The organism is Candidatus Binatia bacterium, from assembly GCA_029243485.1.
In the GTDB taxonomy this organism is placed as follows: Bacteria; Desulfobacterota; Binatia; order UBA12015; family UBA12015; genus VGTG01.
The window spans coordinates 118,530-143,400 of record JAQWRY010000021.1; the positions used below are offsets into that span (position 1 = coordinate 118,530).

At 65.2% G+C, this 24,871-nt stretch carries 22 protein-coding genes and 1 pseudogene; 12 read left to right on the forward strand and 11 right to left on the reverse strand.

Annotated features, from left to right (window positions below; all coding sequences use genetic code 11):
- Window positions 1–28: 28 nt before the first annotated feature.
- A complete protein-coding gene (locus tag P8R42_07855; GenBank protein MDG2304560.1) occupies window positions 29–256 on the reverse strand; it encodes a SlyX family protein in 228 nt (75 codons plus the stop codon).
- Window positions 257–263: 7 nt separating this feature from the next.
- Window positions 264–731, reverse strand: a complete 468-nt coding sequence (locus P8R42_07860; GenBank protein MDG2304561.1) for a hypothetical protein — start codon at window positions 729–731, stop codon at window positions 264–266.
- Window positions 732–878: 147 nt separating this feature from the next.
- On the opposite strand from P8R42_07860, the pseudogene P8R42_07865 reads away from it, so the two are divergent.
- The 3 genes and pseudogenes from P8R42_07865 to P8R42_07875 all read left to right on the forward strand — a co-directional run bounded on the left by P8R42_07865 (window position 879) and on the right by P8R42_07875 (window position 1,764).
- Window positions 879–974: pseudogene (locus P8R42_07865) on the forward strand (hypothetical protein).
- A 71-nt stretch (window positions 975–1,045) separates the two neighbouring features.
- The gene (locus P8R42_07870) at window positions 1,046–1,312 is read left to right on the forward strand and encodes a PhzF family phenazine biosynthesis protein (protein ID MDG2304562.1); all 267 of its coding nucleotides are present in this window, start codon (window positions 1,046–1,048) and stop codon (window positions 1,310–1,312) included.
- Between the two features lie 44 nt (window positions 1,313–1,356).
- Window positions 1,357–1,764, forward strand: coding sequence for a hypothetical protein (locus P8R42_07875; GenBank protein MDG2304563.1), 408 nt, complete (start codon window positions 1,357–1,359; stop codon window positions 1,762–1,764).
- 16 nt (window positions 1,765–1,780) lie between these two features.
- Here the strand turns inward: P8R42_07875 and P8R42_07880 are convergent, their stop codons facing one another.
- A complete protein-coding gene (locus P8R42_07880; GenBank protein MDG2304564.1) occupies window positions 1,781–1,963 on the reverse strand; it encodes a hypothetical protein in 183 nt (60 codons plus the stop codon).
- Between the two features lie 24 nt (window positions 1,964–1,987).
- Entirely contained in the window at window positions 1,988–2,491 is a 504-nt protein-coding gene (locus tag P8R42_07885) for a hypothetical protein (protein MDG2304565.1), read from the reverse strand.
- A gap of 275 nt (window positions 2,492–2,766) precedes the next feature.
- Here P8R42_07885 and P8R42_07890 point away from each other — a divergent pair, with 275 nt between their 5' ends.
- Window positions 2,767–4,314 carry an AMP-binding protein gene (locus P8R42_07890; GenBank protein MDG2304566.1) on the forward strand — a complete coding sequence of 516 codons (1,548 nt, stop codon included), beginning with the start codon at window positions 2,767–2,769 and terminating at the stop codon, window positions 4,312–4,314.
- A 247-nt stretch (window positions 4,315–4,561) separates the two neighbouring features.
- Here P8R42_07890 and P8R42_07895 read toward each other — a convergent pair whose 3' ends face one another.
- From P8R42_07895 to P8R42_07920, 6 genes are all read right to left on the reverse strand, one after another.
- Window positions 4,562–6,148 carry a carboxyl transferase domain-containing protein gene (locus P8R42_07895; protein ID MDG2304567.1) on the reverse strand — a complete coding sequence of 529 codons (1,587 nt, stop codon included), beginning with the start codon at window positions 6,146–6,148 and terminating at the stop codon, window positions 4,562–4,564.
- Between the two features lie 3 nt (window positions 6,149–6,151).
- Window positions 6,152–7,753: an AMP-binding protein gene (locus P8R42_07900; GenBank protein MDG2304568.1), complete on the reverse strand. Its 1,602-nt coding sequence runs from the start codon at window positions 7,751–7,753 to the stop codon at window positions 6,152–6,154.
- Window positions 7,754–7,855: 102 nt separating this feature from the next.
- Window positions 7,856–8,374, reverse strand: a complete 519-nt coding sequence (locus P8R42_07905) for a thrombospondin type 3 repeat-containing protein (GenBank protein ID MDG2304569.1) — start codon at window positions 8,372–8,374, stop codon at window positions 7,856–7,858.
- A 32-nt stretch (window positions 8,375–8,406) separates the two neighbouring features.
- A complete protein-coding gene (locus P8R42_07910) occupies window positions 8,407–8,562 on the reverse strand; it encodes a hypothetical protein (protein MDG2304570.1) in 156 nt (51 codons plus the stop codon).
- Between the two features lie 21 nt (window positions 8,563–8,583).
- Window positions 8,584–8,739, reverse strand: a complete 156-nt coding sequence (locus tag P8R42_07915; GenBank protein ID MDG2304571.1) for a hypothetical protein — start codon at window positions 8,737–8,739, stop codon at window positions 8,584–8,586.
- Window positions 8,740–8,939: 200 nt separating this feature from the next.
- Window positions 8,940–11,324: a TonB-dependent receptor gene (locus tag P8R42_07920; protein ID MDG2304572.1), complete on the reverse strand. Its 2,385-nt coding sequence runs from the start codon at window positions 11,322–11,324 to the stop codon at window positions 8,940–8,942.
- Window positions 11,325–11,722: 398 nt separating this feature from the next.
- Between P8R42_07920 and P8R42_07925 the strand changes: the two genes are divergently transcribed.
- From P8R42_07925 to P8R42_07940, 4 genes are all read left to right on the forward strand, one after another.
- Window positions 11,723–13,339: a hypothetical protein gene (locus P8R42_07925; protein MDG2304573.1), complete on the forward strand. Its 1,617-nt coding sequence runs from the start codon at window positions 11,723–11,725 to the stop codon at window positions 13,337–13,339.
- Between the two features lie 292 nt (window positions 13,340–13,631).
- Window positions 13,632–15,605 (forward strand): sulfatase-like hydrolase/transferase, encoded by a 1,974-nt coding sequence (locus P8R42_07930; protein ID MDG2304574.1) that lies wholly within the window; start codon window positions 13,632–13,634, stop codon window positions 15,603–15,605.
- A 168-nt stretch (window positions 15,606–15,773) separates the two neighbouring features.
- Window positions 15,774–17,021, forward strand: coding sequence for an LLM class flavin-dependent oxidoreductase (locus P8R42_07935; protein MDG2304575.1), 1,248 nt, complete (start codon window positions 15,774–15,776; stop codon window positions 17,019–17,021).
- Complete coding sequence (locus P8R42_07940) at window positions 17,018–17,908, forward strand: SDR family oxidoreductase (GenBank protein MDG2304576.1); 891 nt, start codon at window positions 17,018–17,020, stop codon at window positions 17,906–17,908. Before P8R42_07935 ends, P8R42_07940 begins: the two co-directional genes overlap by 4 nt.
- A gap of 109 nt (window positions 17,909–18,017) precedes the next feature.
- Here P8R42_07940 and hrpB read toward each other — a convergent pair whose 3' ends face one another.
- Window positions 18,018–20,363 (reverse strand): ATP-dependent helicase HrpB, encoded by a 2,346-nt coding sequence (hrpB, locus tag P8R42_07945; protein MDG2304577.1) that lies wholly within the window; start codon window positions 20,361–20,363, stop codon window positions 18,018–18,020.
- Between the two features lie 77 nt (window positions 20,364–20,440).
- Here hrpB and P8R42_07950 point away from each other — a divergent pair, with 77 nt between their 5' ends.
- From P8R42_07950 to P8R42_07965, 4 genes are read left to right on the forward strand one after another with little or no spacing between them, the layout of a single operon-like run.
- Window positions 20,441–22,516: a sulfatase gene (locus tag P8R42_07950; protein ID MDG2304578.1), complete on the forward strand. Its 2,076-nt coding sequence runs from the start codon at window positions 20,441–20,443 to the stop codon at window positions 22,514–22,516.
- A 34-nt stretch (window positions 22,517–22,550) separates the two neighbouring features.
- A complete protein-coding gene (locus P8R42_07955) occupies window positions 22,551–23,030 on the forward strand; it encodes a hypothetical protein (protein ID MDG2304579.1) in 480 nt (159 codons plus the stop codon).
- A gap of 10 nt (window positions 23,031–23,040) precedes the next feature.
- A complete protein-coding gene (locus P8R42_07960; GenBank protein MDG2304580.1) occupies window positions 23,041–23,964 on the forward strand; it encodes a class I SAM-dependent methyltransferase in 924 nt (307 codons plus the stop codon).
- On the forward strand, window positions 23,961–24,869 hold the full coding sequence (locus P8R42_07965; protein MDG2304581.1) for a fatty acid desaturase: 909 nt from the start codon (window positions 23,961–23,963) through the stop codon (window positions 24,867–24,869). Before P8R42_07960 ends, P8R42_07965 begins: the two co-directional genes overlap by 4 nt.
- The last annotated feature ends 2 nt before the right edge of the window (window positions 24,870–24,871 follow it).

The following is a 24,871-nucleotide window of genomic DNA, read 5'->3' on the forward strand; positions in this document are numbered from 1 at the left end:
GTGATGCCGACCCCGCTCGAACTAGTGCTCAGTAGTGGGGCGGCGGCGGTTCCTCGTCGGGATCCGCCGTCGTAGGCGACGGAGTATCGAACCCCTCAGCGAGCCTCTTCACCTCCGCCTGCAGCTCGTCGACCTGATTCTGTTGGCGAATCACGACCGAGTTGAGCTCTTCGATGGTCTGCTCCTGGTGCAGGATCTTGCTCTCGAGGATCTGGAACCGCTCGTCGACCTCGTCGGAGATCGGCTGATCGGACACGCTTCGCCTATGCCCCGTCCCCCGGCGTATCGTCGCCGAGGCAGATGCCTTCCTTCTGAACCTGCTGGAGGAACACTCCACCGATCACGAAACACGGTACGCCGTCGGCCTGTGACACCTGGCTGCGCGTTTTCTCGTCTGAGCAGCTCGCCTGGCAACCCTCGAGGACACCAGCCAACTCTTTTTCCGAACACACTTCGGAGATGAGCTCACACTCGCAGATCGCCGCGCACACCTCCTTGCAACGCTCGATCTTGCAGACCGTGGAACGAGAACAATCGCGGTCGTCGCAGTCCGACTTGCCATCGGCATCGTCGTCCTTGCCGTCGTCGCAGACCGTCTCTTCGGTCGGCGGCGCCGGCTTCGCCGGCTCGGCGGGCTCCGCCGCCGGAGGCGATGCCTTTTCCGCGGTCGGCTCCGGGCCGGAGCAACCGACCAGCCCCCCGCTGAGGGAGGCGACCAGGAAGACGAGCATTGTGGACGTGACTAAGCGTGGCATAGGCGGAGATGTCTCAATTCTGGCGCGCCGTGTCCATCCCGGGGCCTCGATCCCGCGCCGGCTACGGACGACCCTGAAAAAGTGTCGGTGGACCGCGGTAATCTGCGGGTCTAGGGCCTTGGGATGGACTTCCAGATCGTCGACGTCTTCGCCGAACGCCGCCGCTACGCGGGCAACCAGCTCGCGGTCGTGTTGAGCGACGAGCTCCCGGACGAAGCCATGCAGGCAATCGCCGCAGAGATGGGTTTCTCGGAGACAAGCTTCATCGGCGAGGCGAACACGGAGGGACAGTGGCCCGTCCACATCACATCCACGCCCGCATGTTCGCGCCCACAAACGGCGTCGGCGAAGACCTCGCGACGGGCAGCACTAATGCCTGCCTCCCGCAGTACATCGGAACGCACTCATTCCTGCCGACTCCCGCGGGGGGCGTGTACCGAGTCGAGCAGGGGTATGAGGTGGGCCGTCCCTCGCTTCTTAGACTACAACTCGCGCCCAGGTTGGAGATTGGCGGACGGGTCTTCAAGACGGCGCGCGGCGCGCTCACGAGGGAATGACTCGAGCTCGCTCCTCGAACGATTCGGCGATATGGTTACGCCCCATGGCGAGACCCGTCCGTCTGATCTGTTCGATCCTGCTGGCCACCTGGATGTCGGTGGGGTGCACCGACTCCACGCCACGAGGCCCGGTCGGCGTTTCCGACGGCGCGACGCCCGTCCCGCACGGCGAGTTCAACGGCACTTTTCTATTCGCCCATGACCCTGGCCAGCCCGGCTTCGAGGTGACGCTCGAGCCCGATGGGAGTGCCTGGTCGACCGCGGCCGGTCCCGGCACGAAGACGCGCGGACGCTGGCGCCTCGTGGACGGCGTTGCACGAATTGAATGGGCCGACGGGTGGCGCAACGAGCTGCTGCGCTCCAGCCACGGCTGGACGCAGATGACCTGGGCGCCGGGCACGGCGGACTCCACTCCTCCGGTGAAAACCACAACCGCCTCCAAACTCCGCTGAGCGCCGCCCCCGGAGGCTATCGCGCGTTCAGGTCGTCGTCCTTCCAGTATTTGGTGCCGGTGAGATCCGCCGCCCCCATCAGGCCCTTCTCGGTGATCTGGAATACCGCGAGGCCGTTCTTAAAGGTGGCGCCAAGATTGGCGCCTACATCGGCAGCCACCAGAGAACCGCCACCGCCGGCATCCCAACCGTCGTTCACGAACTGCTGGAATCGGGCGCGGGTCTAGAAGAGAAACACCACCTGGTACCACTGCGCCCCCATCCCAACGTTGATGCCGCCGGTGGCCATCTGCATGTAGGTCCGCGTCCCCGCGGCCCTCTCGACCGCAACGCCCGCGCCGAACGCGGTCCCGATCATGAAGGACGTCTTGCGACTATCGAACACCGCGTAGCCGAAACTGTCCTCGTAGAGTCGCTTCACCTTCAGCTTGTCGACGATCCGCAAGCCGAATTGATCGACAACCGGGTGATCCGTCGGAAACGATTTCTTACCGGTGAGCTTGTAGCGGAGGTACTCGCTCGAGGCCGCGACGCCTCCGACCGGAAGCGGACCGATTGGGACATTGGGCCGCATCGACACATCGCGCACTTCGCCGAGGAGCTTTCCTGCCGGGACGCAGGGCTCGATACTCTTCTTCGCGATCTTGCCGTCGAAGGAGCCGAACTGCGACGTCTCGACCTGAAGCTGGGCCCTGATCCGGGCGGAATCTCGAATGCCGAAGCACATCAGATGGTCGGCAGCGCCCGAGTTCCGGGAACAGGTCCCGGAAGCACAAAACGGCGCGCCCAAATCGATGCAATCGGCGTGGGAGGCACAGGACGGATTCGTCGCCCCGCAGCTTCCTCATCGTCGGGGCGACCTGGGCCGTAAGTGTCCCGGTCAGTGAGCCGACCTTTTCGGTGGCGGCCCCGAGCGGGGTCGCGATGGAGAATTGGCGCGTTATGATGCCCGGCGTGAGCTCTTCTACGACGCCCAAATCTTCGCTCTTCGATCCCGTGCTGATGCCGCATCTCATCATCAGCGGCCTCGAACGGTATGACGATCGCCCCTGCCTCCACCTCGGCGAGACGACAGCCACCTACGCGGAGGTTCGCGCTCGCGCGAGCCAGTATGCGCAGGCCCTCCAGTCCAAAGGGCTCGGGGTCGGATCCCGCGTCGCGGTGATCTCCGCGAACCGGCCGGAAGTGCTCTACAACATCGCCGCGATGCAGGTGACCGGTTGCTGCGGCACGGCGTTGCACCCGATGGGCTCGCTCGACGATCACGCCTATGTTCTCGAGGACGCGGAAGTCGAAACTCTCATCTTCGATCCGCGACTCTTTGCGGAACGGGCGGCCGAGTTGGCCGAGCGGGTGCCGCGACTGAAGAACCTACTCGCGTTCGGCCCCTCCCAAGTCGGGGAAGACTACGCGGCCCTCGCGGACAGCTTCACGCCGAAGCGACTCGTCGCACCGAACGTCGGCGCCGAGGACGTCGGCTCGATCGCGTTTACCGGTGGGACGACGGGCAGACCGAAGGGCGTGCTCGCGACGTACCGCGGCGCCGCCGCGATGACGATGGCGCAAATGGCCGAGTGGGAGTGGCCCGAAGACTGCCGGGTGTTGATCCCGACGCCCCTCTCGCACGCCGGAGCCGCGCTCTTCGTGCCGACGCTGCAACGCGGCGGTGCTCTCTACGTGATGGAAGGCTTCACACCGGACGAGTTCTTCGACACGATCGAGGAGCACAAGATCACGGCGACTTTCCTCGTACCCGTGATGATTTACTATCTGCTCGATTCCCCACGCGCCGCGACCGCGGACATGTCGAGCATGCAGACGATCTTCTACGGCGCCTCGCCGATGAGCCCCACCCGCCTGAAGGAGGGACTCGAGAAGTGGGGCCACGTATTCTTCCAGATCTACGGCCAGGCCGAAGCGCCGATGGTCCTCAGCCACATGAAGAAGGCCGACCACGACCCCTCCAAGCCGAATCGACTAGCCTCTTGCGGTCGGCCGTCGCCCTGGGTGACGCTCGCCCTACTCGACAACGACAACGAGCACGTCGCGGAGGGCGAAGCCGGTGAGATCTGCGTGCGTGGGCCGCTCGTCATGAAGGGCTACCACGGGATGCCCGAAGCCACGGCCGAAGCGTTCGCAGGCGACTGGCTCCACACCGGAGACGTCGGCCGACTCGACGAAGACGGCTTCCTTCACATCGTCGACCGCAAGAAAGACATGATCGTGAGCGGCGGCTTCAACGTCTTCCCCAAGGAAGTGGAGGACGTGATATCGGCGCACCCCGATGTCGCGCAGGTCGCGGTCATCGGCGTACCCGACGAGCGCTGGGGCGAGTCCGTCAAGGCGGTCGTCGTCGTACGACCCGGAGCCGAAGGTTCCGAAGAGCTCGCGGGCGCGCTTATCGCCGCGGTGAAAGACGCGAAAGGCTCCGTGCAGGCGCCGAAGTCCGTCGACTTCCGCGACTCGATTCCGCTCTCCGCGGTCGGCAAGCCCGACAAGAAGGCGCTGCGAGGCATCTACTGGGGCGACCAGGCGCGCGGCGTGAACTAGTACACCGTAAGCGACATGGCATGTCGCTTACGATGCACTAGACCCCGTGTCTCGCGTTGAGGTCGACCGCGCCGAGATACTCGGCGATCGCGCGGTCGGACCACGAGCCATCCCCGTTCCACCCTTCGTAGAACCCGCAGCGGCCGCCGTGCCTGCGACATTGATGTTCTCCTTCGCGGTCAGAGGGAACGCCGCACAGTGGCCCCCAGGTCGTCGCCGGAGGCGATCGGCAGTTTCGGCCGGTGGCTCAGATCGGCGAGATCGGCCGGACGCGGGGCGGGCTGCGGTCCGCTCGGCGGCGCGGGCACGAGTCGAACGTCTCGATCAACAGGCGCCGCGTGTCCCGCGGATCGATGACGTCATCGATGCCGAAGCCGCCGGCCGCACCCAAGGCGTCGGTCTGACTGCGAATGCGATCGACCATCGCCTGACGCGCCACCTCGGGATCTTCCGCGGCCGCGTACTCCTTCTTGTACGCGACGTCGACTGCACCTTCGATCGACATCGCGCAGATCTCGGCCGTCGGCCACGCAAACGCGGCGTCCGCATCGAACGCTCGACCGCCGCCCATCGCGTAATACCCACCGCCGTATCCTTTGCGAAGAACGACCGAGACGCGAGGCACGGTTGCGATTCCCATCTCGAAGAACAACCGACCACTTCGACGACCGAGGCCGGTGTCTTCTGCCGCGGAACCGATCGACATGCCAGGAATGTCGATCAGCGACACCAACGGCAATCCGAACGCGTCGCAGAGCCCGACGAAGTGCGCGGCCTTCTCGCAAGCCGCCGCATCGAGGACGCCGGCCTTATGAAAGGGCTGATTCGCGAGGATGCCGACCGGTCGTCCACCCAGCCGCGCGAAGCAGGTGAGGATGTTCTTCGCGAAGCCGGGCTTCAACTCGAAGACACTTTCCGCATCCGTGAGGATCGAGACGACCTTCCGCATGTCGTAGACCTTGCGGCCGTTCGCCGGAACGATGTCGAAGAGCCGGTCGTCGCGACGGTCCGCGGGGTCGTCGCACGCAAGGATCGGTAACGGGTCGCCGGCGTTCTTCGGCAAGTAGGAGAGAAACTTTCGGATCGCCGCGAAGCACTCTTCCTCGGTGTCGACGGCGAGATCGGCGATGCCCCGTTGGTCCGCTTGCCGTGCGGCGCCACCGAGGTCCTCCTTCGAGATCTCCTCACCAATCCCGGCCTTCACCAACGCCGGGCCGGCGATGCCCATCGTGGACTTCCCGCGGATCATCACGACGAAGTCGGCCAACGCCGCGTACGCCGTCGGACCGGCGAAGCCCTGCCCCATCACGGCGACGACGTTCGGAACCCAACCCGAGAGTCGGCTCAGGTCATGAAAAACCGGGGACGCCGCGGCGAAATGCGCAGCGTTCATACCGTCCTGGATGCGATGGCCACCGCCCTCGAGGAGCATGACCATCGGCAGACCGCGATCGGTGGCGCGCGCGATGAGCCGCCCCATCTTCCGGTCGGCCACCGCGCCGATGCTGCCTCCGTAGACGGTGAAGTCTTGCGCGAGCACACACGCCTCGCGCCCATCCAGCATACCCGTGCCTGCAATGGCCCCGTCCGCCGGTGCGATGAGATCGCGATTGAGCTCGTTGCTGCGATCGGGTTGGACGAGGGCACCGACCTCGCGAAAAGTACCCTCATCGACAAGGGCGCCCAGCCGCTCGCGCGCGGTCGCCAACTCCTGCGTGCGCCGTTTCGCGACGGCCTCGGGGCGCGCGTCATCCATCAACGCCGCTCTCGTGTCTTCGACCTTCTGCCGCAGGTCCTGAGGCGACGGCCCCGGGGCGCTTCGTTCCTTGTTCAATCTCTACCTACCGATCCGCTCGCGCTTGACAGCAATTCCGGCGGCCTCCCGGTCCCACGTATCGGAAGTGACGCCCGCAGCCTTTAATATGTGCTTCTGCACCTTCTGCGTTGGCGTCTTCGGGAGTTCATCGACGATGCGGATGAACCGCGGCAGCATGAAGTGAGCCATGCGCGGCTCCAGGAAGTGAAACAACTCCGTCGGCTCGAGAGTCTTTCCCTCGACGGCCGCGACGACGACCATTACTTCATCCTCACCGAGATCGCTCGGCACGGGAACGGCCGCCGCTTCCCGCACGGACTCGAAGGCGGTGACTTCGTTCTCCACTTCGAAGGACGAGATGTTCTCGCCGCGGCGACGAATCGCATCCTTGATTCGGTCGACGAAGTAGAAATAGCCGTCTTCGTCGTACTTAAAACCGTCCCCCGTATGGAACCAGCCGTTGCGCCACGCCCGCGCCGTGGCTTCCGGGTTCTTGTAGTAGCCGTGGTTCATCCCCCACGGGCGCTCGGTGCGCAGAATCAGTTCACCCGCCTCGCCCGGCGAGACCTCGCAGTCGTTCTGGTCGACCACCCGTGCTTCCACACCCGCTCGGACCTTGCCACACGTTCCGCTCTTCGGCGGGAACGGATCCGAAACCATCGGCGAAGAGATCTCGGTCATGTTGAACGTCGTCCGCATCTCGATGCCGTAGCGACGCCCCACTGCCATCGCGTCCTCGTTCCATGGGACGCAGACGGCCTTCTTCAGTGGATGATCTTTCTCGCCGCTGCTCGGCGGCAGTTTCAAGAGGAACGGGATCATGGCGGCGAGAAGACAGGCCGAGGTCAGCTCGTTGTCCCGCACAGTCTGCCAGAACTCGTCCGTCTTGAAGTAGGCGTCGAGGAAGCACGAGCCCCCGCAGGCGACCGTCATGATGAAGTAGATCGTCCCGCCGGCATGAAACAGCGGCAGGTTGATTAGCGAGCGGTCGTTCGCGTCGACATACCCGTGGGCCTCGGGACCCATCGCGTAACCCTGCAGGTAGGAGGAGAGAACTGCCTTGGACGGCCCCGTCGTTCCCGACGTGAAGATGATGTACTGCGTGTCCCACGGCTCGACGACACAGGGCATCTCGCTCAGACCAACCTCCGGCAGAAGCGTGGCTCCTGGATGAACGGCCAGACCGGGCAGCGATGCTTCGCCGTGCGTGACGATCACTTCGCGCAAGGAGCCGCAATCGATCTCTTCCAGCCGGGGCGCGAGATCCGCGTGGCAGATCATCAGCGTCGCGTCCGAGAGTTGGACGACGTGCTGCAGCAGGTTGGCGCGGTAGGCCGTGTTGAGAGGGACGTAGACGGCGCCGAGATAGTTCAAACCGAACCAGGTGAGGACGGCCTCCCTATTGTTGGGCTGCCACGACAAAACGTGGTCGCCCGGTTGGACGCCTCGGTCCTGAAGCCCCTTCGCCGCACGACGCGTGAGCTCGAGCGTCTCGCGCCAGGTCCACTTCTCACCTCCGCAGAAGAGGATCGCGACATCGTCGGGCTTATCCCGTGCCCAGCGCTCGAGTTGATACGGAAGGACGCAGATCTCTCGTTCGGGTACTCGTGGATCGAAGACCATCGGTGGACAATGAAGGATTCGCCGGGGACCCGCCAGGGCGGATCGTCCCCCACGTGCAGTTCCCGGCTCTTGTGTCCTCCGCCGATGCGTGCGGCTTACGGCTTACAAACCATCTTCCCGGTCGTGTGCACCCGGCAGTTCGTGTTCTCCGCGGTGATGTTCACGTTTTCCTTCATCGTGTAGAAACGAAGCGGCGCCTGGACCGGTCCCGTGAAGCCCTTGTTCTTGAGGCGGATCTTGAAGAGGTAGTCGTCGGGGTTCCGGCTTGAGGGTCCAGATCGTTCCCTTCTTCACGAAGGCCGGCACTTCGATCAGGTCGCATACGTCGCCCTCACCGTCGCCGTCGTAATCTTCCTGACCCGGGTTCGGCGTGAGCGGGCAGTTGTCGTCGGCGTCGGGGATACCATCCAGATCGGTGTCGACGATCGGCGTCTGCGACGTCACCATGACGGTCGCGAGGTGGCCGAGCGTGCTCAAGTCGTCCGTGCTGGTGCCGTATAAGAACCCGGCGTAGTGGATCGGCCCGCCGCCATCGTTCGCGTCGAGGCGCCCCAGGAGAAGGCCCGCGCCGGCCTGAACGGCTATCGGCTCGTCGCGCCGGACGGTGATGCGGCCGCGCATCACGTGATCGACGCTGATCTGGTACCCCTCGTTCAGGGGATCATCGACCGGAACTCCATCTCGTACCCGACGTTGTGCCGGTAGATCAGAGCGAAGTTGGGCGCCCCCGGCTGGACGACCCGCATGTCCTGGAAAAACGCGAAATGGTTCGAGAACTCCGTGACGGCGCCTGCCGTGACCGGGGCCATGGTGGCAAGGACGGCCGAGCTTTACTGCCGAAGGATCCCGTTGCCCGTGTTCTGAGTGACATCGGGATCGCTGAAGTTCGTGACCGACACATTCGTGACCGACAGGGCGACCGAGAGAGACGGAACGGCCAGCACGGCGAGCACCAGAGCGGAGCGGACTGCGGCTCGAGTGGTCATATCGGATTCCCCCTCGGCCGCGTTCGCCGTACGTCATGGATCAGGAGTATCGCAAGTCCGATTCCAGTACCCCCACAGAAGGAAAATCTAATAAAATCAGAGCCCTAGGGCACCCGAGGAGCTATCCCGACGGTCACCGCCGGGTGACCGTCCGAAACGCCGTGCAACAAGCTGTTGCGCCGCACGGGGCCCCGAGGAGGTTAGAACTGGTAGGTCAGCTCGGCCCCCCAGAGCCGAGGAGCCGCGTAGGTCCTCTGGAGGGTTCCGATCGAACCGGCGAGATTGAAGGCCGAATTGAAGTAGGTCTCGTCCGTCAGATTCCGGCCCCAGAGAGCGACCTGCGCCCGGTCGTCCAGGAAGTCGTAGCTCAGCCGCGCGTTCAGCAGGCTGTACCCTGGCTGCGTGGCCTGCTCGAGTTCCGGGCCGACGAACATGTCCCGATCCCGGTAGGCCCACTCGACGCGGGGGGTGAGGAAGCCCGAGAGCCAGCCCTCCACCTCGACCGGAATCGAGTACTGAGCAGCCACGAACGAGTTGTACTCGGGCGAGTTGGGAAGCCGCTCGCCCGAGCGATCCAGGGGCTCCGACCCCCCGAGCGAGTTCGTGGAGTTCGGGAAGGAATCGTACTTCGCATCGAGGAAGCCGAAGTTCGCGGTGATCATCAGGCCGTCGATCGGAATCGCCCGGAGCTCCGCCTCGACGCCCCGGATCCTCGCCTTCGCCGCGTTGAGGGTGAGGGCGCGAACCTCGAGTTCCCCCTCGTCGCCGATCTCCGATTCGAGCTGCGTCCTCTGAATGCCGTCGTACTTGCTTTCGAACACCGCCAGATTCAACGTGACGCGCTGATCGAACCCGATGATCTTGGCACCGATCTCGAAGTTATCGAGCGTCTCCGGCTCGAACGGGAGCAGTCCGAGATCGGCATCACCACCCAGAACCGCATTCAAGCCGCCCCCTTTGAAGCCGCGCGAGTACGTGAAGTAGCCCATCAGGTGATCGAGCTGCGCCGGCGCGAGCCACTCCTCGGGAGCGAAGAGCGCGAGACTCGCCATCGGCGTCCAAGCCGTGAAGATCTTGTCCCCCGTCACGTTGACGAAAACCTGATCCTCTTCGGGAAGGTTCACGTTCCGATTGATTTGCTGACTACCCTTCTTGTCTTCGGTGTACCGGATCCCGCCCGTGACGCTGAGCCAGTCGAGCGGGCTCACCGTGCCTTGAGCGAACAGGGCCCAGTTCCAGTTGTCCGAGATCACCCGGGTGACGTTGTTCTGATTGACGAGGGGAACCTGCACACCGTTGCGGCGATCCGACTTCTCCCAGAAGAGGAAGGCGCCGGTCACGAAGCTGATCTTCTCCTCCCACGCGGACGCCGCGAGCTGCAGCTCTTGCTGAACCTGCTGCGCCGTCCCGGCCCGCCCGTCGATCGGGTCCGCGCCGCCAATGTTCGCGATCTGGATTACCGGGAGCGCCGTTCCGTCTACGTCCCCCGCCGTCGGACTCTTCTGCTGACGCCAACTCGTGATCGACTTCGCCGTGATCTCCTGCAGCGGGCCAAGATCCCCGACGTCGTACGCAATCGTTCCCCAGGCACCCCAAGACGACGTCGCTGCGATCTGGTCGACGTTCGTCGAAATCACACGCGGGCTCGTCTGGCGACAACGGTTGTAGTAGTCCTCGCTGCCCAGCCCTCCCGGCTGGATGAAGACACACTCGCCGCTCGCGCTGTGAGTTTGATCCTTGAACCAGCTGCCGCTCACGTCGATCGTGAGATCACTCGTCGGCACGAAACGCAGTGCGCCGATGAACGAGAGGCCGTTCTCCTCACCCCAGAACTCGTCGAAGTTCTTGTTGTACACGTAGCCGTCGCGATTACGTGAGGCGAAGGTGAACCGCGAGAACAACATCCCATCGATGACCGGAACGTCGAGACTCATGCGCGTGCGGATCTGCCCCATGTTTCCGGGGCGCACCGAAAACAGCGCCTTCAACTCGTCGCCGGGCTTCACCGTCGTGACACTCACGGCGCCGCCCACAGTGTTCTTTCCGAACAAGGTCCCCTGCGGACCGCGCAAGACTTCGACCGACTGGATGTCGACCACGTCGAAGATCGAGCCCTGCGCGCGCGGCAAGTACACGCCGTCGATGTAGAGACCCACTCCCGGATCGAACGACACGCCGACGCCGGAGCTACCGACACCACGAATGACGATCTGGGCGACCTGCGCGGATCCGCCACTCTGGATCGTGAGGTTAGGGACGAGCTGCTGGATCTGGTCGATCCGCGTGACGTTGGAGTTCTGCAACGACGCCATGCTGAGGGCCGTCACGGCAATCGGAGTGTCTTCGAGGAACTCTTCGCGACGCCGCGCCGTAACCGTGATCTCCTCGATCTTCGAGATCGCCTGAAGCGCGCGTCCTTCCTCACGAGCGCCGCTATCGATCTCGCCCAACGCGGTCTCCTCGACCGGAGGCGGCGTGGCCGGCAGCGATCCTTCCACTGCGGCGGGCTGCGCCCCCGCGCGGCCCCCAAGAACCAGGACGAGCGTGAAGGCGAAAGCTCTCAGAGCGCTGTGGAAACGATTCACGAGTCAGATTAATGGCTGATCCCTTGCTGGAATGTAAGCGACAGGAAGCCGCGACGCGGCCGACGCTGAAAAACTCACGCCCGTGGCCTGCGCAACTTCGACCGGCGCTCGATGATCATCACGACGGGCCGCGGTACGATTCTCGATGCCCCACACCTGCCGCTCACCGCGCCAACCGGCGTCACGGTCCAACTCCACGATGTCGCGTCGGGGAATTGCTGGGGCGGCTACTTCCCTGAGACGGCGATCGAACGAAACCAGTCCGGAGGTCTTCCGAGCCACCCCAAGGGGGCCGGGTGCAGTCGTTCCAGCGCTGCGATAGGCTCGGCGGATGAAGGAGGCCGCCCGGATCAACGAAGCCCCGCTCCGTGTCGTCAATGGCAGCCTGCGTGTCTCGGATGAGCGCTAGTCGCTCGGCGCGTTGGGTCGGCGGTTCGCTCGTTTTCCTGTTCGTGCTGGCGCGAGCGCTGATGCTGTTCGAGCCGGCTCTTCTCATCCTGACGCCGGACGTCAAGGAGCACGTATCGATCGCCAACGCCTTCACGCTCGGACAGGGCTTCGTCAACCCGATCCAGTGGTACTTCGCGCTCCCGGGCCCACCGCCGATCCCAGCTGCGGCCACGCGGGCACCCGTGGTGCCCTTGTTGTTGACCGGCGCGTTCAGCACCGGGGCCAACCTTGCGCAGGCGATGTATGCGCACATCGTCTTGGCAGGGTTCGTGGCCATAGGGATGTTCCTGGTCACGTGTCGGTTCACGCGGCCACCGTTGGCCGCGGCGGCAGTCCTCCTGATCGTGACCACCTCGTCCTGGACCGTCGTAACCAATACCGCACTCACGGAGATCACCGGACTCGCAGTCTCCATGCTCGTGATCGCGACGGCCGCTGGCGTCGGTCGCTCGTGGTCCGGCGCGATCCTCTGCGCCGTGGTCACCGTTCTGGCCTGGCTCACACGACCGAATCTTGCACCGCTCGGGTTGGCGGTTGCGGTCGCCGTCGCCTGGGATGTCCGCCGGCCGTCGGCGTTCATTCGTTCCCCCGTACCCGTCTACCTGGTCACGGTGATCAGCTCGATGAGCCTCGTATCCTGGCTGATCACGGCCGGCACGGGACTCCCCCCCTACGACGGCTATCGACATGCGTTCGAACACTTCCCCGAGGCCCGAGCCTTCCGCTACGGGCTCGAGTACGTCGGGGCAGCGACCTTCATCGAGGCCCATTTCGACAAAATCGTTGCGGCCTGCCTCGCGAATGCACGCTCGTTGTCGGCAACGCTCTTCGAATCCGGTCAGTTCCAGTTCGCCGGATGGTGGCTTCTCGCGGGAACGATCTCCGTCCTGAGTGCGCCGTCTCGCTCGACCGTAGAGCAACGAATCCTCGTGCTCGGCGGGCTCGGCTTCAGCACAATGATCGTGCTTTCGTATCCGACGTTCGACCGACTCCGCTACCCGCTGTTCCCGGCGACGTTCGGAATTCTTGCTGGGGCGGGAGCCCTCGAGCAAGCGATCACCTGGTGCGAGAAGCGCCTCCCCGCGTTTCAGCCAGACATGCTGAACCATGGAGCTTGGGCCTGTGTTCTTGCGCCCTCCGTCTGGGTTCTGTTGACCCTCCCGTCGCTGCCGCCCACCATCGTTAGCCCGAACAAATCGCGATCGGTGGACTGCTCGCTGTTCGAACCCGGCACGCTAATCATGAGCGACGAGCCATGGCGCGTCCATTGGATGTGCGGAAACCCGGCGGTGCGGGTGCCGAGTAATTTCCCTTCTGAGGAAGTCCGGCTGCGCTTCCTGGCCGACTACGCACCTCGCTACTTCATTACCTACAGGAAAGTGCTCACGAGCCGTGCGAAAGAAGACCCGGAGCTCCGATTCCTCGGACCGTTCGGCATCGGTTTCGCGTTCGAGTTCACGAACGCCCCCCTCGCGAAGAAGCCAGGGCTCATCGTACGGCCGCCAAGGTGCCGCCTCACCCCATCGGCGCCGGGCTGCGAAGACCCGCCGCCCGCAGAGCCTTGAAACCCGATCCGAGCTAGCTCGAAAAGTGGAAGGACGCATTCCATCCGAACAGCATTGAATTCGTCTCGACCCGCCAGCGGGACTCGAGGACTCCGACCTCCTGATCAGCCTGCGCAATCTCGACCGGATCGCTCTCATCGACAGCAAGCGCGGGAAGGTGCTGTGGAGTTGGGGAGGGCAGCCTGTTCTGGACAGGCAACGTCCTGATCACCGAGAGCGCCAAGGGTCGTGTGTTCGAAGTCACGCCCGCCTGCCGGATGACACCGTAGGTCGGGTTGGCTAGGCTCCTCCGGTGTCCCGACCCGCCCTCAACCCGACGACCCGCACCGTCCGGTTCGTCGGTGCGGTACTGGTATTCGCCGTCGCGGTGACTGTCTCGACGATCGCGCTCGACCCCGCGCGGATCCTGCTCAGCCCCGACGTGATCGAGCACGTCTCAATCGCCAACGCCCTGTCGCTCGGACATGGCTTCGTGAACCCGGTCCAGTGGTACTACTCGCTGCCGGGGCCGCCTCCACTTCCTGCGGCGGCATCGCGCGCCCCTGTGCTCCCCCTGCTCCTCGCCGGGGCGTTCAGCGCCGGAGCCGACCTTCGCGAAACGGTGTACGCGCATATTCTCTTCTCGGCTCTGGTCGCCGTCGGGATGTTTCTGCTCACATGTCGCTTTGCGAGACCCGTTCTGGCCGCCGCGGCTACGATCCTCGTGGTGACGTCTCCGATCTGGGCGATGGTGAGCACCAGCCTGCTCTCGGAAGTCACAGGGCTCGCAGCCTGTCTTCTGATCGTCGCGACGGCGGCCGGCGCCGGCCGCGCTCGAAGCGGCGCGATCGTCTGTGCGCTCGCGACGGTGCTCGCGTGGCTCACCCGTCCGAACCTCGCGCCCATTGCCTTGGCCGTCGCCGTGGCAATCGCCTGGGACGTCCGGCGACCCAGGGCGCTGCTTCGGTCTCCGGTCGCGCTCTACGTTCTCGCGGTCGTCGCCGGAACGGCCGTCGTGTCCTGGTTCTCGACGATCATGACCGGCCTTCCGCCGTATGACGGATACCGTCACGTCTTCGAACACTTCCCGGAGGCGCGCGCCTACCGCTACGGGACCGAGTACGTCGGCACCTTCACCTTCATCCAAGCGCACTTCGACAAGGTCGTGGAGGCCTGTCTCTCCCACGCCAGCCAGCTGTCGTCGGAATTCTTCACGTCGAGCCGGTATCGCTTCGCCGGCTGGTGGCTCCTCGCCGGCGTTCTCTGCGTTGCGCGCTCGCCGTCGCGCGCCACGGTCGAGGAGCGCGTCCTCGCTTTGTCTGGACTCGGCTTCAGCCTGATGATCGTGCTCACGTATCCGGCCTTCGACCACCTGCGATACCCGCTGTTTCCGGCCATCTTCGGAATTCTGGTTGGAATCGGCGCGGTCGAAAGAACACTGCAATGGGTGGAAGCGCGGCGGCCCACGTTCCGCTGGGCGAATTTCGAGCGCCCCTTATGGGCCGGCCTGATCGTACTCTCCGCGGGACTCACATGGACGATCGCCGCGGGATCGCGAAGCATCGCCGCCGCGCCCGAAACGATGAGCCTGGATTGCTCGGTCCTCGCCCCCGGTGAGCTCGTCATGACCGACGAGCCGTGGAGCGTTCACTGGATGTGTGGCAACCCGGTGATCCGCGTTCCGGCCGACCTAATGCTCGATGGGATACGGGATCAGTTCCTCGGTGACTTCGACCCCCAGTACTTCATCGCGTATCGAAAACTCTGGGGACAACGCGCGATGCGCGATCCCGAGATGCGACTCATCCCCACGGCCGGTCCGGAAAAGGTCTTCGAGATCGCTCGCGAGTCACCCCCCGCAACACGAGGACCGATCATCCACCCGCCGGCGTGTCGTCTCGACCCCTCCCCTGCGCCCTGTACGGATCTCGCTGCAGCACCGCCGGCGACATCCCCCAACGTCGTACTCGTCGTGATCGACGCTCTTCGGCGCGATCACCTCGGCATGTTCGGCGACACGCGCCCCACGAGTCCCAATCTCGACGCGCTCGCGCGTGAGGGTGTTTTGTTCACGAACCTCTCGAGCGTCTCTGCCCAGACGGCCCCCGCAGTCTCCAGCCTCTTCACCGGCCGGTACCCATCGGAGAGCGGCGTCCAGCTCTACGCGCGCGACCTGTCCTTCGGAAACGGACGAAAGCGGCCCGTGCTGGACGACTCACTCACGGTCCTTGCCGAATCGATGCCCGACGCGGGATACGCGACCGCCGCGGTCGTATCGAACCCATAGCTCTCTCCAGAGAACGGGTTCGCTCAGGGGTTCGACGAGTTCATCGAAATCGAATGCGGTGGACTGCGGCCGAAGAAGAAGCCCCCGTGCCAGGCCGACCAGGTCTTCGATGCCGCGTGGCCCTTCCTCGAGAAAGGCAAGCAGCCCTTCTTCCTCTACCTCCACCTGATGGACGTCCATAGTCCGTACATCAAGCCGGGAATCACCACTCGAATGTTCGTCACGGAGAAGGGGCGCGACCGCTACCAGAACGGACCCGCGGCGGAGCTGAGCGACGTCGATCGCGAATTCATGATCGCCCTCTACGACGAACTGACGGGGTCGTTCCTCCTTCTTTCCCGACCCGGCGCGATCGGCGCAGCCCGCATCGGCGAGCGACGTTGCTGGCATACGGCGCGTCGATCTGAGAGAGAGCCCCCCATGCATGTCGGATTTGGAACGGTCTTTCAGAGCCAACCCGGAGTCGAGGACCACGTCGTCTACCAGAGAGAGATTGCGGACGCCGTCCGCGCCGAAGCGCTCGGCTTCGATTCGGCGTGGTGCACGGAACACCACTTCGGCGATTACATGCTGAGTCCGGACCCGTTCCAGTGGCTCTCGTTCATGGCCGCGGCAACGACGAAGCTCGATCTCGGCACGATGGTCTCGGTCCTCCCGTGGCACGACCCGATGTGGGTGACCGAAAAAATCGCAATGCTGGACGCGATCTCCGGCGGGCGGGTCATTCTCGGCGTAGGGCGGGGAACCGCTCCGAAGGAGTACGGGCTCTACGGCGTCGACGTCGAGACCAGTCGTGCGCGCTTTGCCGAGTCCGCAAAGATGGTGATCAACGGACTCGAACAGGGCTACTGCGAGTTCGATGGGACCTACATCCAACAGAAACGGGCCGACATTCGCCCGCGACCGTTCAAGTCGTTCCGAGGTCGAACGTACGCGTCGGCCGTTTCACCTGAGTCGTTCCCCCTCTGTGCCGAGCTCGACGTGGGCCTCCTCTTTATTCCGCAGAAACCGCTCGAGCAGCATCAAATCGATCACGAAGCGTATCGCGAGCACTTTCTTCGGCTCCACCAGCGCGAGCCAATCCCGGCGATCTACGTCGGCTGGGTCGTGTGTGACGAGAACGAGAACCGCGCCCGCGAGCTCGCCTACGAACACATCGGCCGGTACTGGGACAGCGCCGTCCAGCACTACGGGATGCAGGTACCCGAATCGATGACCGAGGTCTTCGTGAACGCGCACCCGTGGGGGACCCCCGAGCAGGTAGCCGAGAAGATCGCCGCGACGTGTCGGCAGCTCCGCGCCGACCGCTTCGTGGGCGTGTTCAACATGGTGGGCATGGAGCCCGAGTTCGCGCGGGCCAATCTCGAGCTGTTCTCGGAACGAGCTCTTCCCCTCCTCGAGCAGGAGCAGCTTTGAGCACCAGCGAGACCATCCTCGTTGCCGGCAGTACCGGATACGTCGGGCGCTACATCGTGCAGGAGTTGGCCACGCGCGGCTACAGCGTGCGGGCGCTCACGCGAAGCGAGGAGCGCCTCGGAGAGATCGGCCCCTTCGGCGCGCCGGCCGTTCGCCAGGCATGTGCTGAAGTCGCCGTCGCCGAGGTCACTCGGCCCGAGGTGCTGCCCGGCGCATTCGACGGCGTCGACGCAGTCATATCCAGCGTCGGCATCTCTCGGCAGCGTGACGGCCTGACGTTCGACCAAGTCGACCACCTGGCGAACAAGAACCTCATCGAAGCCGCGACGGCCGCCGGAGTTCGCAAGTTCGTCTACGTATCGCTGTGGGATCCCAACGTGGTCGCACATCTCGAGATTGTTCGCGCGCACGAGAAGGTCGTCGCCGCCCTCGAATCGAGCGGGCTCGAACACACCATCGTCCGGCCCTCGGGCTACTTTTCCGACATGGGCGCCCTTCTCGACATGGCACGCCGCGGGCGCTCCTTCGTGATCGGCGACGGGACCAATTGCATGAACCCGATCCACGGCGCCGATGTCGGTCGCGTCTGCGCCGATGCACTCGATAGCCCAGAGCGAGAACTGGGCGCAGGCGGCCCCGACATCTACACCCAGCGCGAAGCGGCCGAGCTCGCCTTCGAGGTCCTCGGACGTGAGCCGAAGATCACCGCCGTGCCGATCTGGCTGTGCAACCTGCTCGCCCGCGGAATCGGGCTTCTCAGCACGCAGTTCGGAGACCTCGCCGAGTTTCTCGTAACGGCGGGACAGGTGAGCGCCGTCGCGCCGCAAGTCGGGCGGATCTCGTTGCGGGAGTACTTCGAGCAGCTCCTTACCGACGAGAAGAAGTAGGCAACCCCGGGCGATTCGCCCAACGGGGCGTTTCGGACGGGGCCCTACTCCACAGCCGTCTGCCAGACGCCGTTGCGCTCGCCCGTCGCTTCGAAGCGCGCGCCGACCCTCAGGAAAGCCGGCTGCGTCTCTTCGTCCGTGCCGTGGGCGGCGCCGTCCACGGATCTTCGGGCCAGGGATGCTTCGCGTAGCGGCCGCGCATCTCTTTGCGAACTTCGGGGTAGGTCTGCTCCCAGAAGTTTCGCAGGTCTCGCGTCGTCTGAACGGGGCGGCCATTGGGTGCCAGGAGCGAGAGTGTGATCGCCCGCGCTGGATTGCCCACCTGCGGACTGTCCGCAAGACCGAAGAGCTCCTGGAGCTTCACCGCAAGAACGATCTCGCCGTCGTCCCGGTACTCGAGGCGATGGCGGCATCCGCTCGGCACTTCCAGGGTCTCGGGGGCATGCCGATCCAGGGCTTTGCGTACCGCGTGCGGAAGCATCGCATGAAAGTCAATCTTCGGGAGCGACGTGGCGCCCATCAGCGAGGCCTCAACGAGCGCATTCAGATCCAGCTCGACACCAGCAATATCTGCGCGCGTCTGCAGCTGCCGCTCGGGCGCGGACGGCTTGCGTGCCGCGAAGGCGTCGCGAAGAAGCGAAAGCGCCGCGTCTGGATCGACCTCCGCGGCGCGCTCTTCCACGAGGAGAGTTCCGATCCGGCGACGACGGAAAGCGCGGACGCGCCCCTGCCGAGAGTCGAACTCGTGCTCGACCCGCTCTTCGGGCAGAGGAAGCCACTCCTTCTCTACCCGGCTGGCGACTTCGACCAGCGCTTCCGCTCCCGTACCGCGCTGCGCGGCGCGCAACGCGATGGCGACCAACCACTCGCCATCTCGCACACCGCTCTCGTTCGCGAGGCGAGCACCGTGGCCATTCGCGAGAACGAGGCGGTCGGAGCCCGGCGCACGTCTTCGAGCCAGACGATCGGCGAACCCCGCGAGCAGTGCACGGCGCAACTCGTCGTCGCTCACCTCGCCCGGGCTATGGCGTGCCGGCAGGATCCGATCCGCGACGCGTTCGATCTGCTCCGCGGCGCGACGCACCGCGAACGGGGCCCGGCTAAAGTCGGCGAGGCGAGAGAGAACGTCGCTCGCAGTCGTCGCAGCGATGCCACGCGGTACGGACGCCGGGTCGGACAGTCCCGCGCAAAGTTCCGCCGCTCGGCGGCCACCGCCCGCCTCGATCAAGACGCGGGCGAGCCGCGGCGGCATCGGGAGCCGGCGCATCGTTCGGCCAATGTCTACGAGCACCCCCCTTCGCGTCGCACCGAGACTTTCGAGAAGGGTGAGACCGGCCTCCAGCGCTTCGGCCGCCGGCCGCTCGAGCCAGGCGAACGTCCGCGGGTCCTCCGACCAGGCCAAGAGCTCGAGGAGGATCGGCGCGAGGTCGATGCGATGAATCTCGGGCTCGCGTGCGGGGCGAAGCTGCTGGGCGGGATGCCAGAGGCGTACCGCGCGTCCAGGTCTCGTTCGGCCGGCGCGACCCGCCCGCTGCTCGGCCGAATCCGCGGCGATGCGCTCGGTGCTGAGGCGATCGAGACCGATCCGACGGTCCTGACGCATGACCTTCTGAAGCCCCGAGTCCACGACGGTCGTCACACCGTCGACCGTGATGCTGGTCTCGGCAACGTTCGTCGCGAGGATGACCTTCCGCTCGCGACTGCCCGCAAGCGCGGCGTCTTGCTCCTCAGGCGACAGCGATCCATGCAATCGGTGGATGCGCGCTCCGGGCACGCCGCCCTCGAGTGCGCGCGCGGTGCGGTCGATGTCCGCCATGCCCGGCAAGAAACAGAGGAGGTGCCCGTCGCCGACCGAGAAGGCCTCACGCACGGCATCGGCCGGCGCGACGCCGTCGCGGTACTCGACCTCGACGGGGTGGAGCCGCGCCTCGGCGCGCACAATCGGGCAACCACCGAGTGCCCCCGAGTAGAGGTCGGCGTCGAGCGTGGCCGACATCACGACGACGCGGAAATCATCTCGCGCGGCAAGCACCTGACGTGCGAGCGCAAAGCCCAGGTCCATTTGCGCACTTCGCTCGTGTATCTCGTCGAGCACGAGAGTCTGGAAGTCGGTCAGAAAGGGATCGTCCTGCAATCGAGCGAGCAGAATGCCCTCCGTCACGACGAGCAGCTTCGTGCGCTTGGAGAATTTCCGCTCGAAGCGGACCTGCCAGCCCACCTCGTCACCGACCTTGCAACCGGCTTCGAAGGCAATCCGGCGCGCGACACTCCGGGCCGCCACTCGCCGAGGCTGGACCAGCAATACCGAGCCGTTCGGCGTCAAGGCCGGTGGAACACGCGTCGTCTTGCCAGATCCGGGCGGTGCCGTGACCACCACGGCGCGCGCCGCCTCGAGGCCGGCCCGGACAGCCGGGAGGATCGCATCGACCGGGAGTTCTCTACGATTGCGGGACACGGTTCCGATTCACGAGCGGTGCCGCGGAAGCACGCGCTACCTCGCGGGGCCAACGGGGTCATGCTAGCACAGCCCGCGTGGCTCCACCGGTCTGTCGTCGCATCCGTCTCTCGCCGACCCGCAGGCGACGACGCCTTCTGCTCTCCGGATTCTCCCTCGTTGCGCTGGCCTTCCTCACGACGCCCCGGGCACATGGCATCGACGAAGCAGGACCCAAGACGCTCTCCCCCGTCGTGCATTTCGTCGCGGCGCAGAACACACCTCGCGTGACGATCCAGGAGGTCTCCCGACCCGTTCTGAATGCGCTCCCGCGGACTGCCGCTCAACTCGTGTGCCCGTCGGCCGCAACGTGTTCCGTACGTGCGGCAGCCCACACGGGGGCCGGCTCTCGAACGGTCGTCGGATGGCCGGAGAAGCCCGCGCCGGCCGTCCCCGCTCCCTCCCTCGAAGAGTTGATTCGTGGACCGCAACCACCTCCCGAACAGTGGACCTACGAGCTTTTGCCGAAGACGAAGGACACCGACCCTCCGGCGGGCATCGCAACCACGAAGAAAGTCGGCAAGCTCGCGCAGAGTTGGGCCCTCCCGCCCGTAGCGGATCGAACCGTCTCCACGCCCCCGACGCGCATCGAACCCGGCGCCGTGCTGCAGTTCGCCTATGGCGTCGAGGAGCCGGCCTGGTCGATCGACTCGGCCCCGGTCACGTTCGAGGTTGTCGCCCTGTTCGGCGAGAAGCAGATCTCGCTATTTCGACGCGTACTCGACCCGGCGCGCAACGAGTCGGAGCGACGATGGTTCGAGCAGCAGATATCGCTCGATCCCGTCGCGGGGAAATCGGTGCAGTTCCGCTTCTCGGCGACCACGGTCGACCCTGCCGACCTCCGACCGCAGGCACCGGTCTGGGCGGACCCGTCGATTCTCGAACCACGCGCGGACACCCGACCTTCGATCGTTCTGGTCTCACTCGACACTCTGCGGGCCCGCAGCCTGAGTGCCTACGGATACGAACACGAGACCACGCCGTTCCTCGCGAGCCTGGCCAAGCGCGGAGCGTTGTTCACGCGCGCGTTCACCACGTTCTCGAACACGGTGGGGTCCCACGTGAGCATGTTCACCGGGCTGTACCCCGCATCCCACCAAGCCATCCAGCTCGAGAAGATCATTCCGCCGGAGGTTCCGAACCTCGCGCAGTCGCTCCGCAAGGCCGGCTACGTGACCGCCGCGTTTACAGAGAACGGCAACGTCAAAGGCCCAAGCGGCTTCTGGCGGGGCTTCGAGTACTACAACGAGTTCAAGCGCATCATCGCGGACGGGGGCGGCGCCACAGGGACGTTTGGCCGCGCACTCGATTGGGTCCAACACAATCGAGATCGCCCCTTCTTCTTGTTCGTGCACACCTATGCCGTGCATTTCCCGTACGTTCCGCCAAAGAAGTACGCCGAGCTCCTCAAGCAGGACGCGTCGGAAACGATCGAGCCGCGACGGAGCCTGCTGAACTACGAGGCGGAGATTCGTTTCCTCGATGACGAGGTCTCCCGGCTGATCGAAGGAATCTCGAAGCACGTCGACCCCAAGCACCTCCTTCTCGTCATCACCTCGGATCACGGCGAGGAGTTCAAAGAGCATGGGTTCCTCCAGCACCGGCAGCTGTACGACGAGGTGCTGAACGTCCCGCTTCTCTTCGTCTGGTCCGACGTCATCCCCGCCGGGGAGCGTCACGGTCAAGCGGTCTCGCTCGTGGACATCGTCCCCACGGTCCTGGATCTCGCCAGCGTTTCCGAGTCGGCAAGCACCGAAGGGCAGAGCCTCGCCCCTCTCCTCACCGGGAAGGCCACACCATCGGCGGACCGGATGGTTTACGCCCAGGGATGGCCGTCGGTCGGGCGGCAGTTCGCATCCCGGCAGCAGAGCAAGAAGTGCATCATCGTCGACCGGGAGCCTACGGCCGAGTGCTTCGATCTGGCGACCGACCCCGACGAGAAAGCTCCGCTTCCCGAATCGTCCGGCCCCGCGTTCAAGCGCTTGGCCACGGCCGTACGCGCATACCGAGACCAGTTCTACGAGAACGCCCAGAACCAGACACCCACACCGGCTTCGTCGCAGATCGACCTCGAACGCGAGCGGAACCTGCGAGCCCTCGGCTACATCGAGTAGGCGGGACTTCGGGACGGGCTTCCTCGGAACCTCAGTGACACCGAACACCGTGCTCCTCCCCGACATCAACCAGACCGACAGCGGCACCGTGACCCTTCAGGCGTTCTGTGACGGAGCCGAGTCCTCCGCCGCGGTCTTCCGCGCAGTCGACGGCGGTGGCCACACGATTTCCAGCATCGCGAGTTGCATCGGCCCGACGCTCGAGGGGCTCTTCGGAAAGCAGAACCGGGACTTCGAAACCGCGGAAGGAGACTGGGCGGTCCTCCCACACCAGCACCTCGCCGGGACCGATGCGGCCTGCTGCAATTGGTGCGTCGAAGCCGTCGAGGAATGCGACGACGGCAACCCAATCGACGGCGACGGGTGCCCCGCGACGTGCGTGGCCGGAGGTTCCGCCCTACCGATCGTCTCGTTCGGAGGGCTGGCCGCGCTGGTACTCGGGCTCCTCGGCGCCGGAGTCCCGCCGAATAGCCTGCGCAAGCGCCATCTGGTGGTCGTTCACCGCTACGTGTAGAGAAAGACCGTTGTCCACTCCCCCGATGAACGCCGAAAACCTGTCGGCTTGTCCGGCTTGCGGCAGCAACGCAACCGACGGCCGTACGCGTGTCCCCGACCACGAGTACGGCGTCGAATTTGTTGCCACCTACGTGCGGTGCTCGGCGTGCGGGTCGGAGACGCAGGCGCCGATGCCCGAGGACGAGCAGCTCGCGTCGTTCTACCCAGCCACCTACCACAGCAAGCAGGCCGATGGCGCTCTCGTGCGCATGCGCAACGACGTTCGGTGGAAACGACTCGCGTCGTTGCTCGACCCCGCCGGGGGCAAAGGCGTCATCCTCGACTATGGCTGTGGTGACGGTCAGTTCCTTCGTCACGTCGCGGAGCGGGACGCGTCGGCGCGTCTCTTCGGATACGAGATCGGTGCGACCCGCGAGATCATCGAGCAGGTCGACGGCCGCGTCACGATCGTGCGCGGGAGTGTCGACGATCTCCTCGGTGCGCTCCCTCCGTGCCGGATGATCACGATGAACCACGTGATCGAGCACCTTCCCGACCCGGTGAAGACCCTGTCGCAGCTCGCCCGCCACCTCGAGCCGGGCGGCGTATTCGAGGGACAGACACCGGCCGCCGGTTCCCTCGAGCATCGCGTGTTCGGAACGCGGTGGAGCGGCTACCACGCACCTCGCCATACCGTCGTGTTCTCGCCCGGTGGTCTCGAATCGGCTCTCGAGCGCGCCGGGCTTACGCGTCCCAACGTAATCGGCGCGTTCAACCCCGCGGGCCTCGCGCTGAGCCTGGCCTCCGTGCGGCATGACGACGCGCCCAGCGTTCTTCGCCGCGAAGGATTGCCCTGGCTCGTGTGGCTCGGACTCGCCAGCGGCCTGTCCCTCGTCGACAAGCTCTCGGGAGCGCCGGCCGTCATCGACTTCGACGCCAAGAAGGCGGCATGAACGGCCGGCAGCGGCCCCAGTTCGAACGGCGATCCGACGCCGTATCCCTGCTGGTGGTCGCCGCGCATCTCGCGTTCGTGTTGTGTCCGGTCTTCCTCGGAGCATGGGTCGGCGTGAGTCCGTGGCTCGTGCCGCTGTGGTTCTGGTTCGGGCTTGCGTTCCACGGGATGTTGAACCTGTGGCACGAGTCCTCGCACGCGCTCGTGTTCCAGGAACGCGCGAGGAACGAGGTACTCGGTCGATGGGTTCTGGCCCCGCTCATCCTCGGCGAGTTCGATACCTACAAGCAACGCCACTGGGACCACCACCGGTTTGTCGGTGAAGAGAACGACACCAAGGATGCGTACCTGCTCGACCTGCACGGCTCCCGCGTTCTCGGGTTCCTGGTTCGCTGCCTGACGCTGCAGGAGGCCATTCAGAAACTGAAGCGGACCGGAGACACCTCCGCTGCGACGCCCCCCTCCTCCACTTGGCTGGCACGCGCCGCGGTCGTCCACGGAGCGCTCTTCGCGTCGCTGTTTTTCGTCGCGCTCTCGAACGATCGAGGCCCGCTCCTCGCGTTTTTCGCAGCCGGGTTCGCGTGGGGCGGGATCTTCATTTACGGGATGGCCGGACTCACGCTCTTCGTCGCATCGCTCCGCACCCTGTGTGAACACGGCGTGGCGGACGACGGCACGGCCCGGGTCGGCAGAGCCGCACTGCGAAACTTCGCATGCGGACCGATCGAACGGCTTCTCATGGGCTCGTACGGGTTCGCGGAACACGCGACACATCACCGCGAGCCGGCAGTCCCCTCGTATCGCCTGCGCGAAGCAACCGCTCAGTTGGTCGAGCAAGGCGCTGCCGAGCTTCGCCCGTGCGAAGGCGGATACCACGCACGCCTCCGGGAGATCGTCGCCGGCTGAAC

Coding starts and splice junctions, on each gene's coding strand:
- P8R42_07885 (MDG2304565.1), bottom strand. CDS start 2,491: ATGTGCTTCGGCATTCGAGATTCCGCCCGGATCAGGGCCCAGCTTCAG.
- P8R42_07915 (MDG2304571.1), bottom strand. CDS start 8,739: ATGACCACTCGAGCCGCAGTCCGCTCCGCTCTGGTGCTCGCCGTGCTG.
- P8R42_07965 (MDG2304581.1), top strand. CDS start 23,961: ATGAACGGCCGGCAGCGGCCCCAGTTCGAACGGCGATCCGACGCCGTA.
- P8R42_07900 (MDG2304568.1), bottom strand. CDS start 7,753: ATGGTCTTCGATCCACGAGTACCCGAACGAGAGATCTGCGTCCTTCCG.
- P8R42_07890 (MDG2304566.1), top strand. CDS start 2,767: ATGCCGCATCTCATCATCAGCGGCCTCGAACGGTATGACGATCGCCCC.
- P8R42_07875 (MDG2304563.1), top strand. CDS start 1,357: ATGGCGAGACCCGTCCGTCTGATCTGTTCGATCCTGCTGGCCACCTGG.
- P8R42_07860 (MDG2304561.1), bottom strand. CDS start 731: ATGCTCGTCTTCCTGGTCGCCTCCCTCAGCGGGGGGCTGGTCGGTTGC.
- P8R42_07910 (MDG2304570.1), bottom strand. CDS start 8,562: ATGGCCCCGGTCACGGCAGGCGCCGTCACGGAGTTCTCGAACCATTTC.
- P8R42_07925 (MDG2304573.1), top strand. CDS start 11,723: ATGAGCGCTAGTCGCTCGGCGCGTTGGGTCGGCGGTTCGCTCGTTTTC.
- P8R42_07935 (MDG2304575.1), top strand. CDS start 15,774: ATGGACGTCCATAGTCCGTACATCAAGCCGGGAATCACCACTCGAATG.
- P8R42_07905 (MDG2304569.1), bottom strand. CDS start 8,374: ATGCGCGGCCGCATCACCGTCCGGCGCGACGAGCCGATAGCCGTTCAG.